Source organism: Psychrobacter sp. bablab_jr014, assembly GCF_016464015.1.
GTDB lineage: Bacteria > Pseudomonadota > Gammaproteobacteria > Pseudomonadales > Moraxellaceae > Psychrobacter.
Genome location: NZ_JACDXT010000049.1, coordinates 60,755 through 78,219 on the forward strand (window position 1 = coordinate 60,755; position 17,465 = coordinate 78,219).

The window sequence follows — 17,465 nt, forward strand, 5'->3', positions numbered from 1 at the left end:
ATCATGAGTTTTATCGTAGAAAACGATGGGGAACAGCAAGTTGCCGCCTTATTGCAGGAGCTGTTGGGTACTGCTGACTTTGGCAGCTTTGTGAATGGCGAGGTAGTAACAGGTCAAGGCGACGAGATTAATCTGATTAACCCAGCAACGGGGCAAGCCTTTCTCACCTATCGCGATGCGGGTAAAGCTATTGTGGCAGATGCTGCTGATGCCGCCATAAGTGCGCAAAAAGTATGGTGGGCAATGACGACCAGCGCACGCGGTCAGCTCATGTGGCAGTGCGGCGTAAACATACGTGCGGCGGCAGAGTCTTTGGCGCGCCTAGAATGTATCTCTGCGGGCAAGCCGATTCGTGATTGCCGCGTTGAGGTCGCAAAAGTCGCCGATATGTTTGATTACTATGCGGGCTGGTGTGACAAGATTATGGGGCAAGTGATTCCCGTGCCGACCAGCCATTTAAACTACACGCGCCATGAGCCTTATGGCGTCGTTACGCAAATCACCCCTTGGAACGCGCCGATATTCACGGGTGGCTGGCAAATCGCGCCAGCCATCTGCGCGGGCAATGCCGTGCTGCTCAAGCCATCGGAACTCACACCACTCAGCACAACCGTACTCGCGAAAATCCTTGAGCAAGCAGGTATTCCGCGTGGCTTAGTTAATGTCATCAATGGTTTGGGACAAACAACAGGTTCTGCAGCGATTAATAGTCCCGCCACCAAAAAAGTCGTCTTTGTCGGCTCGCCCAAAACAGGCGCACAGATTGCCTCAGCGGCGGCGGCGCGCGTCATTCCTTGCGTATTGGAGCTGGGCGGCAAATCGGCCAATATCGTCTTTCCAGATGCCGATTTAGATCGTGCCGTTGTGGGCGCACAAGCCGCCGTATTCTCCGCCGCTGGACAAAGCTGCGTATCGGGGTCGCGATTATTGGTGCACCAAAGCGTTTATGACGAAGTTGTTGAGCGCGTGGCCTCAGCCACCCGCAAATTGGCAGTCGGCTTGCCATGGCATGAGGATACGATGGTCGGGCCCATCAACAATCATAAGCAGTTCAACCACATCCACTCATTAGTATCGGACGGTGTCGCTGACGGCGCAACCGTTGCCGCAGGTGGCAAGGCAGGCGCTATTACTGGCGGTGAAAACGGTTATTTTTATCAGCCAACCGTACTCGCGAATGTGAAGAACGACATGCGTGTTGCGCAAGAAGAAATCTTTGGGCCTGTGGTATCGGTCATTTCATTTAATGACGAAGAAGAAGCCATCGCCTTAGCAAACGACAGTCGTTTTGGTTTGGCGGGTGCGGTATGGACGGCCGATATCGGTCGCGGACATCGTATGGCGGCTGAGGTCAATGCAGGCACGTTCTGGGTCAATGGCTACAAGTCGATTAACGTCATGTCGCCGTTTGGCGGCTTTGGTGAAAGCGGCTATGGTCGCTCAAGCGGCTATGAAGGCTTGCTTGAATACACACAAACCAAAAGCGTTTGGGTCGAGACCGCAAAAGATGCCGCCATCCAATTTGGTTATTCTATTCAATAAGCGATAAGGAAAAATAAAATGCAAATCAACGACACCTTACTCGATGACGTCAAACAATGGCGCCAGCACATACACAGCCAGCCTGAACTTGGCTTTAAAGAGTTTAAAACGGCGGCATTTATTGTCGATAAACTACAGTCGTTTGGCATTGACGTGCATCAAGGATTGGGCGGCACTGGCATTGTCGGTACGCTCAAAAATGGCGAAGGCCCGACCATCGGGATACGCGCAGATATTGATGCGCTGCCCATCAAAGAACAAAACGACATTGCGCACAAATCAACGCATGACAACTGTATGCACGCCTGCGGTCATGACGGTCACACCTCTGTACTGCTGGGGGCGGCAAAATATTTAAGCGCGCATAAAAACTTTAACGGCACCATTCATTTTATCTTTCAGCCTGCCGAAGAGGTTTTGGGCGGCGCAAAAGCCATGATTGACGATGGCTTGTTTGATATTTTTCCTATGGACGCCGTCTACGGTCTGCATAATTGGCCAGGTTTGCCTGTGGGTGAGATTGCGGTCAATGATGGGCCGATGATGGCTTCTTTTGATACTTTTGAGATTACCTTAACGGGTAAAGGTACGCATGCTGCCATGCCACATTTGGGCGCTGACCCCATAGCAGCGGGCGCGGCATTGATTACCAATATTCAATCTATTGTCTCTCGGCGCATATCGCCATTGCAGTCAGGCGTCATCAGCGTCACGCAAATGAACAGTGGCGATACGACCAATGTCATCCCCGACTGTGCCATTTTAAAAGGTACAGTACGCAGTTTTAATATGGACGTGCGTCAGTCTATGCAGGATATGCTCACAGACATGGTTAAGACCTTGCCGCCTTTATATGGCGTTACTGGCGAGATGGATTATCACATTCGCTATCCTGTCACCACCAACGACAGCGCTGCTTATTTTAATATCAAAACAGCGGCGACTGACGCGCTGGGTGCGGATAAGGTGAATACCGACGTTGAGCCGTCTATGGCGTCCGAGGATTTTTCGTTTATGAGTCAAGTTGTCAAAGGTGCTTATTTTTGGTTGGGCGTTGATGGCAGCAGCCCTTCTAAACCGCTGCACAATGCGGCTTACGACTTTAATGACGATGCCATCGAGACAGGGATTAAGGTGTGGGTGTCGTTGGTGGAATCACAACTGCCCGTAAAGGAGGAAGCGGCCTCATAACAACCCATAAAAAGCGAAAAACAAGCGATCGTCATGACATCAAACCCTAACCATACATAATAGGCAATAGGCAAAAGGAGTTGCTATGAACCCTACCAACGTCAACGTACTGCCCAGTACCATGACAAAGCACTTGTTTGATTGGAAGCTGCACTTACTGGTGATTTTGGCCTCACTGCTGGCAGAGTGGATAGGCATTATCAAGATACCTATCGGTATTGGCACATTGGTGTTATTGCCGTTACTCTACGCGTTTATCTTTACCATACTGCTTAACCCCAACGTCATTCCTTCGATGGCAGCGGTCATTTCTAAGGATAAGACAAAATTTGCCAGCTACGCAGTACTGCTGAGCATCATGCCGTTTATTGCCAAGTTTGGTGTGGGTGTTGGACCAAAAGTCGAAGAAATCATCGCCGCAGGCCCCGCCCTGTTGCTACAAGAGTTGGGCAACATCACCACAGCGTTGATTGCTTTGCCTGTGGCGGTGTTGGTCTTTGGTATGGGCAGAGAGGCCGTCGGCGCGACGCACTCCATTGCGCGCGAGCCGAATATCGCGCTGATTGCAGATAAGTACGGCTTGCAAAGCCCTGAGGGCATCGGCGTCATGGGTGTGTATGTGATGGGTACCTTGTTTGGCGCGATTTATTTTTCGTTAATGGCAGGTATTATTGCCTCGATGAATATTATGGACATTCGCGCCTTGGCGATGGCCTGCGGTATTGGTAGCGGCAGCATGATGGGCGCATGTTCTGCGGCGCTCGCAGAAACCGTACCCGCGCAAGAAGAAACCATCACCGCTTTTGCCGCGACTTCCAACCTGCTGACGTATGCGACAGGCTTGTTCGTAAGCTTGTTCATTGCGCTGCCGTTCACTGAGTTTTTGTATAAAGTCACCAGCAAGTTTAAGAAGAAAAACAGCAACGCTGCTACCGCACTTTCTGACCCTGATTTAAAAGTACCTGAGCAATCGGTATTATCGGTAAAGCAGTCTTTGTCGCTATTGGCCGTTATCTGTGTGGTGCTATTGCTAAGCAACTGGGTAGGACAAGGCGTTGATCCTATATCGGCCTTACCTGCCATGCTGATTTTATTTGCGTGTTGTATCATTGGCATCTTAATAAAAGAAATCATTCCGCTAAAGATACCCGCCATTGCTTGGATATCGGTTGTGGCGATTGTGATATCGCTGCCGCAGTTCCCGATGAGCGCGTATGTGCTGGCAGAAACGGACAAACTTGGCGTCTTGCAGCTTATTACGCCTGTACTTGCTTATGCAGGTTTTGCCATCTCTCAGATGGAAGTCAATTTGTTCAAAAAGTCTGGGTTTAAAATTGCCGTAGTCGCCCTACTCACCTTTACGGGTACGTTTTTGGGTTCTGCCATCGTGGCACAGGCGTTGTTGTAATTGATAAAAGGTAAGTGATAAGACGCAGGCTCAATTGAACACTATTTTTCGTAGCATCGAAAGACGAAGTCACAGCAAGCAAGAAAAATACAGTTTAATCTTGCTGTACCATTTTTGAATGAACTTAACGATAGACTAAACCCGCCAGCAAACGTGTGTTGCTGGCGGGTTTTCTTATAAGGTTTTCATCCACACTTTCATATAATGCAATAGTTCGTTGGCGCCTTGTGAGAGTTGCCGCCCAAGCCGTGTAATCAGATGCGCTTCGCCACTTGCCAGCAGCGGGTTGTCTATCGGTATCGCGATCAGCTGCCCGTCTTTGACTTCTTGGGACACCACAAAATAAGGCAAGAAGGTAAAGCCCATGTTTGAGAGCGCAAAATTTTTGAGGACATTAAAGGAGTCGGTAGTGAGGACGGGGTTAAAGCGGATTTTTTGTTGAAATTCCGCCATAGCGAGTAGTTGGCGCACCCCAAAACGACTCTCAGCAAGCCCAACAGGATACTCTAAAAGCGCCTCTAGCTGCATGGGTTTGGTCTGATGCGCTAAGGGATGCTTTGGTGAGACAATAATATACATCGGCTGACAACTCACCACCTGCGAGCGAATGCGCGGATGGCTGCTGGTATGAAAGACCAGCCCAATATGCGCCTCATCTTCCTCAACCTGACGAATAACCTCATTAGAGCCGCCTGTACTGATGGACAAAGTTAGCGTCGGATAAAGACGGGAAAACTCAGACAAGGCACCTGACATCAATCCGCCAATAAAGCCATCGCCGACCGCCAGCTTGATATGACCGCGCTGCAGGCCATTTAACGCCTGCAATTCGGACAGACACGCCTCTTCGGCAGAAAGCGATTCTCGATAAAACTGCAATAATACGCTGCCCGCTTCTGTCGGCGTGATGCCTTTGCGGTGGCGTTCAATCAGCGTACAGGTCAACTCTTCTTCTAACAAAGATATCTGCCGACTGATGGCTGATGGCGCGATATTCAGCTTGTCTGCGGCAGCGCGAATCGTGCCCATCGTCACCGCTTCATAAAGATAAGCCAGCCGCTTTGTATTGATCTCTGTCACTCCGTTCTCCAACCCATCCTTGTTTTGATGAGACAGTGTGCTTATGTTTTGATGGCTTGGCAATAGATTGCAGGATGAGGTATGCTCTAGGCGCTAAAAAACACTCCTAAGAGCGCCTTTAATCAACTATTAAGTACGTTTTTAAGACAAAAATCGCTATTGCACCTTTTGGCACGCTAAAGCCATCACCATGCCAATGGAACACGGTAAAGGGTTCGCTTGGTAAGCCGCTTAACAACGGATGATTGGCACCTGCTGGCGTAAGCGCAATCGGTAGCCAGCCGATTTCTTTCACCCCTGATGGCGCGAACTGCCCGCCTAAGACATGCGCGATAAGCTGTGAGCCAAGACAAATACCGATAATGGTTTTGCCCGCGTCAATGCTCTGCTGAATGAAGGGCTTTTCTTGTACAAGCCATGGGTAGTCGCTCTTATCATGAATGCTCATTGGCCCGCCCATGACAATCAGCCAATCGAAGTCCGCGTGCGCTGGCAAGCTATCGCCCTGATAAAAACGCGTGTAACTGATGGCATGCCCTCGCGCGTCTGCCCAAATCTTCAAAATCGACGTGTAGTAATGCGTGAATACGTAATGTCATAACCTACCTGTCCTGAAGTGATAAAGCGCATGAGTGTAGATGCCCAGTGCGTTGTTGGCAAGTCTTATGATAAGGACATACGTGGTCACCGTATATCGTTAAGCTTTTGCCCTAATTTTTCTTTTTTGGCGCTTTTGGTTTTGTGTGCGGTGTGAGGAGTTACATGCTGTTCAATGTGCTTGTTAAACTTGGCAGTGAGACAGTGAAATCAATGCGTCAGTGTGTGGCGGCAGAGATCACCACCAGCTTTGCTAGCAGCTATACGCATGAAGTGATATTAGAAGAAGTGCTACATCTAGAGTTCATCAAAGCTTGTGGCAAGCAAGCGACGGGGGAAAAGTATTGAATCACGCCTCAGAGCTAACCATCAGTTAAGACACTCTTTGAAAATAAAAAAGCAGATGTCAATGATGTCTGCTTTTTTTGTGTTCATGATGAGTTCTGAAACAGTAAAAAAACATCAATTACTTATATTCGCGTTTCAAATGTCTTTCAACATATTCTATCGTCTGAAATTTATCATATTCACTGCTAGGATTCCAATTATCAAATATATTTTCCTCCGTAAATATTTCTATGTCGTCAAACTCTTTTGACAATAATGTTCTTTTATCACCTAAGATAACCGAATTAAACCCTTCAAATTGGTCACAGGTCAAATCATAAACAAGACCGTTCACTAATGTCCAGTAGTGATATTCATTTTTAGAGTAACAGTACCCTTCAATAATTTGTACGTCAGCCTCTGAATATAACTTTTTCACTATATATCCGAATACTCTAGATGCTCCTTCACAACTGTTTTTTGGGAATTGAAAAGAACCCATAAAAAGAGAGAATTTATCTTCTCTAGCTCTTTCATAAATGACTCTGATCTGTTTTGCTAACTCTATAATGTCATAGCTCATGTGTTTGACTCACTTTAACCTAATTAAGCACAAGTAAAAAATCATTACTTTATTAATCGCTTGATATTGTGAATTTGAAGTGAAACCCATTGAACTCATGCTCTGACCAGTACTCTACAATTAAGGCAATTGTTTTATTATCTACTTTCTCAGAATATGGCTGACATCCTAAAATAGCATTTTTCATTTCTTCAGATAAATGTAAACTTAAGCTAGATATACTTAAAGCTTCTGCCACTTCCTCTAACTTCCCACATGCTTTATGAGTTCTGACAGCATCATTCACATTGACTTTTAGCTTTAGTACCTTTACTACCTCTTCAGAGCCTTCAACATAATAAGTAATATTGTCGGGAAAAATGCCATCGCTAAATTCTTGCATCCTAGATACAGCAAACCATTCATGTTCGAATACATTGTTGTTATAAAAACCAGTATTTAGACCTTTATGGGAAAGAAATTCCTTTGCTCGATAGGGATTCCATCCTAAGTTAACTGGTACATTTAAAGGGTTTCTTTCAAATCTTCTCATTTTAAATATATGCTGGAATGACTCTATTAGATCAGCGTGTGATTTAATATTTACATTTACAACATAGTATGACCATTGGTCAAGTAAACTCATTCGTATATTAAATAAGACGAGTGCATATATTTTTGCTAAATTTCTATATAGCTTGCTTTTAATCGAAAATTGTAATCGAACAAAAACCAACTCATATGTTGAATATAATATCATAAAGAAAACAAATGGTAAGTATAGAAGAGTTAATAATGGCGGAATGAAGAAGTCATACGCAGTGTTTGTACTTCCAAAATCACTAAAATTAGTCGTCAACATGTATAATGTATAAGTAATCAAAATGATACCAAATACAAATATGAAAAAGTTGAGTAGCGTTTTAACCTTATTATGTCTTTCACTTTTTTCAGCAATAGCTAACATAGCACCCATCAACACCAAAACAGGAATTAATAAAATCTCAATCCAAACTGAAAAAGTGTATACGCCAATTATAAATTGAAGAATCGCTAATAATTTAAAACTGTCTATCACTGAGTTTTTAAAGAAGTTTTTATCTTCTTTGATAGATTCAATTTTAAAAAGAGACGTAAAGCTAAAAGACACACACCAAAATACAGTATTCTTTATCTGACCAGTATTCCATAAGCCCACCTTATATAGGAAAAAGATGATAAATGATATATAGACAATCATCCATAAGAGCACTGACATAATTTGTTTTACGAAAAATGCGGATAGCAAGTGTTTAAGTGAGGTTCTGACATCGGTCATCTTAGGAGATAAAAAGATATAGAATAAAGTCACTGATAGCCAAAACCCTACTGCAATCTCTCGATTGTTAAAAATATCCACAAATCTCCTTAGTCATTCAATGTTTTGGTATGCATTATTTTACTCCATTTATAGCGTTCAAAGTATTAACAATAAAGCATTTGTCCAAAATACCCACAAAAAAAATCCATTCTTAAATAACTGATTATAGCTAGTTTTAAATAAACCTTTGCTCAAGCATCTATTTTTTGCACAGAACTCTACCTATACCCTAATTAATCAATTCTATGTACGTACGCGAGCATGATTTTTATAAAAATATCTCTTAATTGATATAGATTATTATACTACCTTTATCACCACTTAACCTATCATGTCTACCCGCAATTTTTATAGGCCTTATCAAGAAAACCTCGCCATAACGCTCCCAAAAGCCATCAATTTATCTTACAATTTTATTATTGCCCTAATAACTGTTTGTATGACACCCATTTTTTTACTTACTCGTATCCCGATACAACGTCGTCTGTGATTCTTCGCGGAAGTCTTCATAGCTGATGGCGCTATTTTCCGCAGGCGAGCTGACAGTCTCTACCATATTATCTTCTGTGGCAGCGGCCGTGTTGGTAGCATTATTGGCTGTTGCCGCGTTTTGCGCAACCGCTGCGGTGGCTGGTTTGGCAGATGCTGGTGCATTTGCGGTCTCAATGGTTGGCTCGGCATCATTACCCATGACCATCTGTATCGCGTCAGGATTCAGTGCCAAAATTGCAAGCGCGCTGATAATGACACCGCTCACAATACCAATAGCGAGCAGCATCAATCCGCGCAGCAGATGCTTTGATGTTTTGGTGACTGGTTTTTTTGGTTGTAGGATGTGTGGATTGGGCGCAGGTGGCTCAACTGTCATGAGCGGACATGCTTGTGCGGCATTGTCATCTTCAAAGCCGCCCGCTTCTACTCTATGAAATGTGGGCGGTGGCTGATTTTCTGCAGCGACCTCTTCAGGGTGTTCGGCATCATAGCGCGCCGACATTTCGGCGGTTTGCTCATCAAAATCAGCAAACATTTGTAATTCTTCTTCGCTTAACAGCTCGTATGCTGTATCGTCCGCTTCAGTTTTATCATCGGCATTATGTGTCGAACCGCTGTCAATACGCTGCATTTGTTCCAAAAAGCGCGCATAAATGTCACTTTGCCGACCATTTGTGTCAGTATTCGCTGGGTCGACCGTCACTTTATCGTTGTCGGTATGATTATTTGTCATGATGTACCCCCATGTACAAATGCTGATGATGCATGTGTGGTCGGTGTGAATAAGAAAATACCAAACCAGCGATAGCCTTCATTTAAAAAATTATGGCAAAAGCGCCAATACTGATAAAGTGCCTTACTTATACTTGATATCTTTATAATGTAGCCTAGCTTTGTCAGCTGCTCAATAATACGCTGCACAAAATGCGCCAAAAAATAACAAACTTATGATGGTTAAAGTTATAAAAAACAGAGGCAAATATTATGGACATTAAACAGCTGCAAGCCTTTGTTGCTATCGCTGAATTACAAAGCTTTAGTGCCGCTGCCCAAAAGATAGGCTTGTCTCAACCGAGCCTTAGCCGCTTGCTCAAGCAGCTAGAAGCCGATATGGGGGTGCTGCTCGTCGCGCGCCAACACAGGCCGCTACAGTTGACTGAGGCGGGCGCGTTTTTTTATAAAAAGATAGCTACGCTACTCATTGAGATGCAAACCATTACCAGCATGACTCAGCGCCTTGCCAGCCCAAGCCCTGAGCTGCGGATTGGCTTTGTGCCCTCAGTGCTTTATGGCTTATTGCCTGAAGTCATCGCCACGCTTAAGCAGCAGCATACCGACATTGAGGTGCGTTTGTGTGATATCAGCTCGTATCAGCAAATGCAAGCATTGAAGTCGGGCGAGATTGATGTGGGCTTTGGGCGCTTTTTTTATCAAGATGCATGGACGCAGCAGATTTTACTGCGCCATGAGCGTTATGTGGTGGCGCTACCAAAGGCACATCCTGCCGCACAGATACCGTATCAGCGTTTAAGTGAGTTGGCACAGCAGCATTTAATTTTGTATCACAAGACACATTTGCCAATCCGTCAAGCCTTGAGCAAATCTGCATCCAATCACGCCGAACCGCCCATTACCGAGCCGCTACTATATATTTTTGCACAGCATGGGGTGACACCGCTTATGACGACGGAGGTCAGTGATTTGCAAGTGGCACTTGGTTTGGTTGCCGCAGGTGAAGGTGTGACACTCGTGCCTGCCAGCTTACAAACGGTGCGTACTGAGCAGATTGCTTATCAGCCGCTATGGCATGAAAATGTGACCTCCCCTGTGTACCTGCATACGCTAAAAGACCGTCCGCATCCGCGCGTTGCTGATTTACTTGCTGCTGTATATGCGGTCTATGAACAGCACGGCATTACCTATCGTCGCCAGTCGTTTGGTGAGTAAAGGCAAGGTTTCTTGAGGGTTATTAGAGCGTGTTTTATCCCCAAAATTGCGCCGTAAACTGCGTGTCCATTGCCTTTTGCTCACTTTTTACCCACTTTATGCTACAGTCGTCTTTTCTTTCGCCAAAGATAATGGACGCCACGCCTACAGTGACTTGCGCTTTCGCTAATGTAACGATCTGATTGGGTCGCCTTTATGTTGACTGTCAGGGTGAGTCCCTAATGCCTAGCAAATACACAGACAGCACGTTTATTATCTTTGGTATGGCGATATATGACCCAATACAGCGGGTTCAGTGAGGTTCTATGAGTACATCTTATTCCAACACAACACAGGACAATAGCGCCCAGCCACAAGGCTTTAGCTGGCGTATCTTTGGCCCTGGTATTTTGATGGCGACGGCGGCAATCGGCGGCTCGCATCTGATTTCATCGACGCAGGCAGGCGCGTTATACGGCTGGCAGCTGGCGATTATGATTGTCCTTGCCAATTTGTTTAAGTATCCATTTTTTCGCTTTGGCACCGATTATGTCTATGACGCCAATGAAAGCCTGATTGCAGGCTACGCCAAACGCTCACCCGCTTATTTGTGGGTATATTTTGTGTTGTCCATCCTCTCTGCGGTTATCAGCACAGGGGCGGTGTCCTTGATTGCGGCGGTGATTTTGGGCTTTATGCTGCCTGAGTCGTTGGGCTTATCGACCATGACGCTCGCCTTTATCGTGACGGCGGTCTCTTGGGTGTTTTTGATTGGTGGGCACTTTCGCTTGCTCGATAAAGTCACTAAATGGATTATGATGTCGCTGACTGCCGCGACCGTGATTGCGGTGCTGATTGCGGCGGGCAAGCCTGCGGTAATGACGCCTGATTTTGTGGCGGCGTCACCTTGGAACTTGGCGACGCTTGGCTTTATCGTGGCGCTGATGGGCTGGATGCCCGCGCCGCTGGAGTTTGCCGCGATTACCTCAATGTGGACATCAGCCAAGGTCAAGACCGACCACACCAACCACCGCCAAGGTTTGCTTGATTTCAATGTGGGCTATTTGATTTCGGCCATTTTGGCGCTGTTTTTCTTATCGTTGGGTGTGTTTGTGCAGTACGGTTCGGGGCAGCCCATTGAGACCGCTGGCGGGGCGTACATCGCGCAGCTTATCGGCATGTATACCAATACCATCGGCGATTGGTCGCGTCTGCTCGTCGCCTTTATCGCCTTTATGTGCATGTTCGGCACGACCATCACTTGTGCTGACGGCTACGGTCGCGCCAATGCCGAATGCTGGCGTTTGATACGCGGACAAGAGGAGATTAATAAAAAACAAATCGCCTTTTGGACGACCTATGCTATCGGTGGCGGCTTAGTGATTATTACTTTCTTTACAGGTCAGCTTGGTTCCATGCTTAAATTCGCTATGATTTCGGCATTCGTTTCTGCGCCGATTTTTGGTTGGTTAAACTACTCCTTGGTCAAAAACCGCCAAAAGCTGTCCTTTGGTATGAACGTACTGTCTATCGCTGGTCTTATCTTCTTGGCAGGTTTTGCATTGTTGTTCTTAGCCAACTTGACAGGATTGCTTGCGTAAGCGCATTGCGACAACAACTTATCCTAAAATAAGAACCCGCCAGCGCCCTGCTAGCGGGTTTTTTAATGCCAAAAATCACGCTAATCGGCAAATGCCCTACCCTTATTGACTGTCTATCTTTAAGCCACACCCAAGAACAATGTAAAAAAGTGTAAATGATACGCGGTAAGTTTTTACTATGAATTTTTAAATATAAATAATAAGTAGAAAAATACTTGGCTTACGCATAAGTATATTTAAAAAATGAATAATAAGTAAAAAATTAAACAAATTGTTTAATCTATCTGTATTTACCTGCTTTGAACTTGGTGTGTTTTCGGCGTATGCTCATGGACATACCGTGTTTGACAGCACATTTATTGAGCGTTATCAGCGCTATCGTCTAGCCTATTTGCTACGTATAAGGAATCCTCATGACTGCATCCGCAGGCGCGCGTTTTCGTCACGCCCTCAGCCAAAAAAATGACAACAACGAACCCCTACAAATCGTCGGCGCGATTAATGCCTACAGCGCGATGATGGCGAGCCAAGTCGGGCATCAGGCGATATATCTGTCAGGTGGCGGCGTGGCAAATGCGTCCTTTGGCTTGCCTGATTTGGGCATGACCAGCCTTGATAATGTGTTAGAGGACGCCCGCCGTATTACCGATGCGGTAGACACGCCGCTACTGGTGGACATTGATACAGGCTTTGGCGGTGCGTTTAACATCGCACAAACCATCAAAAAAATGGAAAAAGCAGGCGTGGCAGCGGTACATATCGAAGACCAAGTGGCACAAAAGCGCTGCGGACACCGCCCCAATAAGTCGATTGTCAGCATCGCGGAGATGACCGACCGCTTAAAGGCGGCGCTGGATGCGCGCACGGACGCCGACTTTGTGGTGATGGCGCGTACCGATGCGCTCGCGGTTGAAGGTTTGGACGCGGCGGTCGAGCGTGCGGTTGCCTTTGCTGAGGCAGGCGCAGATATGATATTTGCCGAAGCGCTGACCGATATCGAGATGTATCGCAAGTTTACCGAGGTTTTGGACATTCCCGTGCTTGCCAACATGACCGAGTTTGGGCAGACCGAGCTATACAGCACCGAGGCGCTGTATGAGGTCGGTGTCGAGATGGTGCTGTATCCGCTCTCGGCGTTCCGTGCGATGAGCCAAGCAGCGCTCAATGTCTATCAGCATATTTTAGCCGACGGCTCACAAGCGGCGGTAGTCGATACGATGCAGACGCGGATGGCGCTGTATGACTTTTTGGGTTATCACGACTACGAAGCCAAGCTCGATACTTTGTTTAAAGACAAGCCGAGCCAAGACCAATAATTTTTTAAAATCCTTTCATAGCTTTTTTTACCATTCCCTTTTTGCATTGAACAAGGACGTGATGCATGACAACGACAAAACAACTCTCAGGCGCAGGACTGCGCGGGCAAGTAGCAGGCAAGACCGCCTTATCCACCGTGGGCAAATCAGGCTCAGGGCTGACCTATCGCGGCTATGACATTAGCGAGCTTGCGGAAAAGTGTATTTTTGAAGAAGTCGCTTATCTGCTGCTATACGGCGATTTGCCCACCCAAAGCGAGCTTGCCACCTATCAAGAAAAGCTGCGCGGACTGCGCGCCCTGCCCGACGCCTTAAAAACCGTGCTGGAAAACGTGCCAGCGGACGCGCACCCCATGGACGTACTGCGCACAGGCTGCTCGATGCTGGGCAACCTTGAAACCGAGACTGACTTTAGCCAGCAGCAAGACAAGACCGACCGTATGCTGGCGCTGTTTCCCGCCATTATTACCTATTGGTATCGCTACAGCACAGACGGTGTGCGTATCGACACACAGACCGATGAGGCGACCATCGGCGGGCATTTCTTACATTTATTACATGGCAAAGCGCCCAGCACCCTACACGAAAAAGTGATGAACGTCTCGCTCATCCTCTATGCCGAGCATGAGTTTAACGCCTCGACCTTTAATGCGCGGGTATGCGCCTCGACCTTATCGGACATTCATTCGTGCATCACAGGCGCTATCGGCACCTTGCGCGGGCACTTGCACGGCGGCGCAAATGAGGCGGCAATGGCGATGCTTGAGCGCTTTGACAGTCCTGAGCATGCCGAAGACTCACTGCTGACCATGCTGGATAATAAAGAAAAAATCATGGGATTCGGGCACGCCATCTACCGCGACAGCGACCCGCGCAATGTGGTCATTAAACAATGGGCAGAAAAGCTGGCAGCAGAGGTGAATGATAACCGTCTGTATCCCATCTCGGTACGCGTTGAAGAGGTCATGTGGCGCGAGAAAAAAATGTTCGCCAATGCCGACTTTTTTCATGCCTCCGCCTATCACTTTATGGGCATTCCTACCCAACTGTTTACGCCAATTTTTGTATGTTCGCGGGTGACAGGTTGGGCGGCGCATGTGTTCGAGCAGCGTGCGGACAATCGCATCATTCGCCCAAGCGCGGACTATATTGGCGAGGACGCCCGCAGCGTGCCTGAGATTGGGGAGCGTTGATTTTATTCACATAAAAATGTGTAGGGTATCAGTCCTTTGATGCTCTACCGTCATTTTTTAAACAAGTTAAAACACAATGATTTTCGATAATACTCTTGATATTCAGTCGGCATTAAAAAAGGCTAGCAACGCAACAACCTGCTAAATACCAACAAAAACACCCCACATACCAACCCGCCAACCGCTACAGGTGACTCATGGACAAGACCCCAGTACAACCGATGAACCATCAATACAAAACCCAGCTGCCAGACACCGACCTATACTACTTTGACACCCGTGCGGCGGTAGACGCTATCGAGGCGGGCGCGTATGCCAAGCTGCCCTTTTGCTCCAAGGTGTTTTGTGAAAATCTCGTGCGCCGCTGCCCGCCTGAGGACTTGAGCGCTGCCCTATCCCAGCACATCAACCGTCAGCAGGATATGGACTGGCCGTGGTATCCTGCGCGCGTGGTCTGCCATGATATTTTGGGGCAGACGGCGTTTGTCGATTTGGCGGGATTGCGCGAAGCGATTGCCGAAAAAGGCGGCGACCCTGCCAAGGTCAATCCCATTGTGCCTACTCAACTGATAGTTGACCATTCCTTAGCGGTCGAGCACGCAGGCTTTGAGGACAATGCCTTAGAAAAAAACCGCGCCATCGAAGCGCGGCGCAACCAAGACCGTTTTGACTTTATTAATTGGTGCCAAGACGCCTTTGATAATGTCAATGTCGTGCCGCCTGGTAACGGCATCATGCACCAGATTAACCTTGAAAAAATGTCACCTGTGGTGCAGCAAGCAAGCGATAGTGCGGGCGATGTCGTTGCCTTTCCTGATACCTTGGTCGGCACGGACAGCCACACGCCGATGGTCGATGCGCTCGGCGTGATTTCGCTCGGTGTGGGCGGGCTAGAAGCCGAAAGCGTGATGCTGGGCAATCCCTCCTATATGCGTGTGCCTGACATTATCGGCGTCGAGCTGACAGGCAATTTGCAAAAAGGCGTGACGGGTACGGATTTGGTCTTATCTTTAACTGCCTTTTTACGCGAGCAAGGCGTGGTCGGCAGCTATTTAGAATTTTTTGGTGCAGGGGTGCGCAGCCTGAGCGTTGGCGACCGTGCTTCGGTGTCGAACATGACGCCCGAATATGGCGCGAGCGCGGCGATGTTTTATATTGACGAGCAGACGCTCGATTATCTGCGCCTGACAGGACGCAGCAGCGAGCAAGTGCAGCTGGTCGAGCAGTATGCAAAGATGGCAGGACTGTGGGCGGATGCCATGACCGAGGCGGTTTACACGCGCACATTAGAGTTTGACCTATCTCAAGTGGTGCGCAGCATTGCTGGACCCTCGCGCCCGCACGCCCGCGTCTCGACCACCGATTTGGTGAGTACGGGCATCGCGCACAGCGTCACCGAAGGGCACAGAGACGACACTCATCCTGCCAGCATGCCAGACGGCGCGGTCATTATCGCTGCCATTACCAGCTGTACCAATACTTCCAACCCGCGCAATATGATTGCCGCAGGCTTGGTGGCGCGTAATGCCAACCAAAAAGGCTTACTGCGTCAGCCGTGGGTCAAAACCTCGCTCGCCCCTGGCTCAAAAACTGTCAAAATGTACTTAGAAGATGCCAATCTATTGCCTGAGTTACAAAAGCTTGGCTTTGATGTGGTCGGCTTTGCGTGTACCACCTGCAATGGCATGAGTGGCGCGCTTGACCCTGATATCGAGCAGCAAATCATCCGCCGCGACTTATTTACCACCGCTGTACTCTCAGGCAACCGTAACTTTGATGGGCGCATCCACCCCTTTGCTAAGCAAGCCTTTTTGGCGTCACCGCCCTTAGTGATCGCTTACGCCATTGCGGGCACTATCCGCTTTGATATTGAAAAAGATGCGCTTGGCTATGACGACACAGGCACGCCGATTTATCTGAAAGACATTTGGTTCGATGATGCCGAAGTCGATGCCATCGTGAATGAGGCGGTCAAGCCTGAGCAGTTTAACGCCGTGTATATCCCGATGTTTGATGCCGAAAAAGACAGCCATGATAAGAGCGTCAGCCCGCTGTATCCGTGGCGCAGTCAAAGCACCTATATTCGCCGTCCGCCTTATTGGGAAGGCAAAATGGCGCGGCAAAACCGCCTGACAGGTATGCGCCCGTTAGCTATCTTGGGCGATAACATCACCACCGATCACCTATCGCCATCCAACGCCATCATGCCTGACTCTGCCGCTGGCGAGTATCTGCGCAGCATGGGACTGCCCGAAGAGGATTACAACTCATACGCTACCCATCGCGGCGACCACCTGACCGCCATCCGTGCGACCTTTGCCAATCCCAAGCTGATTAATGAGATGGCATGCGACCCACGCGGCACAGTTATCCAAGGCGCATATACCCGCGTCGAACCCGAAGGGCAAATCATGCGCATGTGGGAAGCGATAGAAACCTACATGCAGCGCGGACAGCCGCTGATTATCATCGCGGGCGATGGCTACGGGCAAGGCTCAAGCCGTGATTGGGCAGCCAAAGGCGTGCGGCTGGCGGGTGTGGAATGCGTGGTCGCCGAAGACTTTGAGCGCATTCACCGCCAAAACCTTGTGGGTATGGGCGCACTGCCCTTGCAGTTTGTCAAAGGCGTCAACCGTCATACCTTAGCGCTTGATGGTAGCGAAGTGTTTGATGTTAAAGGGGATGTCTCAGCAGGTGGCGAGATGACGCTCATTATTCATCGTCTTGATGGCAGTGTCGATAAAACGCCTGTCATCTGCCGCTTAGATACCGCCGATGAGCTAAAGATGTACCAAGCGGGCGGCATGCTCCAGCGCTTTGCTAAGGAGTTTATTGAAGCGGCGGATGCGGCGTAACCCAAAACCCCTTGC

Annotated in this window: 14 protein-coding genes; 9 read left to right on the forward strand and 5 right to left on the reverse strand. The window is 48.0% G+C overall.

From position 1 onward, the window contains the following. The first annotated feature begins 3 nt into the window (after positions 1-3). The 3 genes from JIE71_RS11110 to JIE71_RS11120 all read left to right on the forward strand — a co-directional run bounded on the left by JIE71_RS11110 (position 4) and on the right by JIE71_RS11120 (position 4,141). Entirely contained in the window at positions 4-1,542 is a 1,539-nt protein-coding gene (locus JIE71_RS11110; protein WP_199508781.1) for an aldehyde dehydrogenase family protein, read from the forward strand. A gap of 18 nt (positions 1,543-1,560) precedes the next feature. After that, positions 1,561-2,733, forward strand: coding sequence for a M20 aminoacylase family protein (locus JIE71_RS11115; protein WP_199508782.1), 1,173 nt, complete (start codon positions 1,561-1,563; stop codon positions 2,731-2,733). Between the two features lie 85 nt (positions 2,734-2,818). Beyond that, on the forward strand, positions 2,819-4,141 hold the full coding sequence (locus JIE71_RS11120; RefSeq protein ID WP_228284658.1) for a DUF3100 domain-containing protein: 1,323 nt from the start codon (positions 2,819-2,821) through the stop codon (positions 4,139-4,141). A 174-nt stretch (positions 4,142-4,315) separates the two neighbouring features. Here JIE71_RS11120 and JIE71_RS11125 read toward each other — a convergent pair whose 3' ends face one another. Beyond that, complete coding sequence (locus tag JIE71_RS11125) at positions 4,316-5,221, reverse strand: LysR family transcriptional regulator (RefSeq protein WP_199508783.1); 906 nt, start codon at positions 5,219-5,221, stop codon at positions 4,316-4,318. Positions 5,222-5,339: 118 nt separating this feature from the next. Beyond that, the gene (locus JIE71_RS11130; RefSeq protein WP_228284660.1) at positions 5,340-5,783 is read right to left on the reverse strand and encodes a type 1 glutamine amidotransferase; all 444 of its coding nucleotides are present in this window, start codon (positions 5,781-5,783) and stop codon (positions 5,340-5,342) included. 200 nt (positions 5,784-5,983) lie between these two features. Between JIE71_RS11130 and JIE71_RS11135 the strand changes: the two genes are divergently transcribed. Continuing rightward, positions 5,984-6,166, forward strand: a complete 183-nt coding sequence (locus JIE71_RS11135) for a hypothetical protein (protein ID WP_199508784.1) — start codon at positions 5,984-5,986, stop codon at positions 6,164-6,166. A gap of 118 nt (positions 6,167-6,284) precedes the next feature. On the opposite strand, the gene JIE71_RS11140 is transcribed toward JIE71_RS11135, so the two are convergent. From JIE71_RS11140 to JIE71_RS11150, 3 genes are all read right to left on the reverse strand, one after another. Continuing rightward, the gene (locus tag JIE71_RS11140; RefSeq protein ID WP_199508785.1) at positions 6,285-6,728 is read right to left on the reverse strand and encodes a hypothetical protein; all 444 of its coding nucleotides are present in this window, start codon (positions 6,726-6,728) and stop codon (positions 6,285-6,287) included. A 52-nt stretch (positions 6,729-6,780) separates the two neighbouring features. After that, positions 6,781-8,106 carry a hypothetical protein gene (locus JIE71_RS11145; RefSeq protein WP_199508786.1) on the reverse strand — a complete coding sequence of 442 codons (1,326 nt, stop codon included), beginning with the start codon at positions 8,104-8,106 and terminating at the stop codon, positions 6,781-6,783. Positions 8,107-8,521: 415 nt separating this feature from the next. Further along, complete coding sequence (locus JIE71_RS11150; protein WP_199508787.1) at positions 8,522-9,292, reverse strand: hypothetical protein; 771 nt, start codon at positions 9,290-9,292, stop codon at positions 8,522-8,524. 251 nt (positions 9,293-9,543) lie between these two features. Here JIE71_RS11150 and JIE71_RS11155 point away from each other — a divergent pair, with 251 nt between their 5' ends. From JIE71_RS11155 to acnD, 5 genes are all read left to right on the forward strand, one after another. Next, on the forward strand, positions 9,544-10,506 hold the full coding sequence (locus JIE71_RS11155; protein ID WP_199508788.1) for a LysR family transcriptional regulator: 963 nt from the start codon (positions 9,544-9,546) through the stop codon (positions 10,504-10,506). Positions 10,507-10,811: 305 nt separating this feature from the next. Then, a complete protein-coding gene (locus tag JIE71_RS11160) occupies positions 10,812-12,086 on the forward strand; it encodes an NRAMP family divalent metal transporter (protein ID WP_199508789.1) in 1,275 nt (424 codons plus the stop codon). Between the two features lie 413 nt (positions 12,087-12,499). Further along, positions 12,500-13,402: a methylisocitrate lyase gene (gene prpB, locus JIE71_RS11165; RefSeq protein WP_199508790.1), complete on the forward strand. Its 903-nt coding sequence runs from the start codon at positions 12,500-12,502 to the stop codon at positions 13,400-13,402. Between the two features lie 65 nt (positions 13,403-13,467). Next, positions 13,468-14,595 carry a 2-methylcitrate synthase gene (prpC, locus tag JIE71_RS11170; protein ID WP_199508791.1) on the forward strand — a complete coding sequence of 376 codons (1,128 nt, stop codon included), beginning with the start codon at positions 13,468-13,470 and terminating at the stop codon, positions 14,593-14,595. 221 nt (positions 14,596-14,816) lie between these two features. Continuing rightward, positions 14,817-17,450, forward strand: coding sequence for a Fe/S-dependent 2-methylisocitrate dehydratase AcnD (gene acnD / locus JIE71_RS11175; RefSeq protein WP_199508881.1), 2,634 nt, complete (start codon positions 14,817-14,819; stop codon positions 17,448-17,450). Positions 17,451-17,465 lie beyond the last annotated feature (15 nt).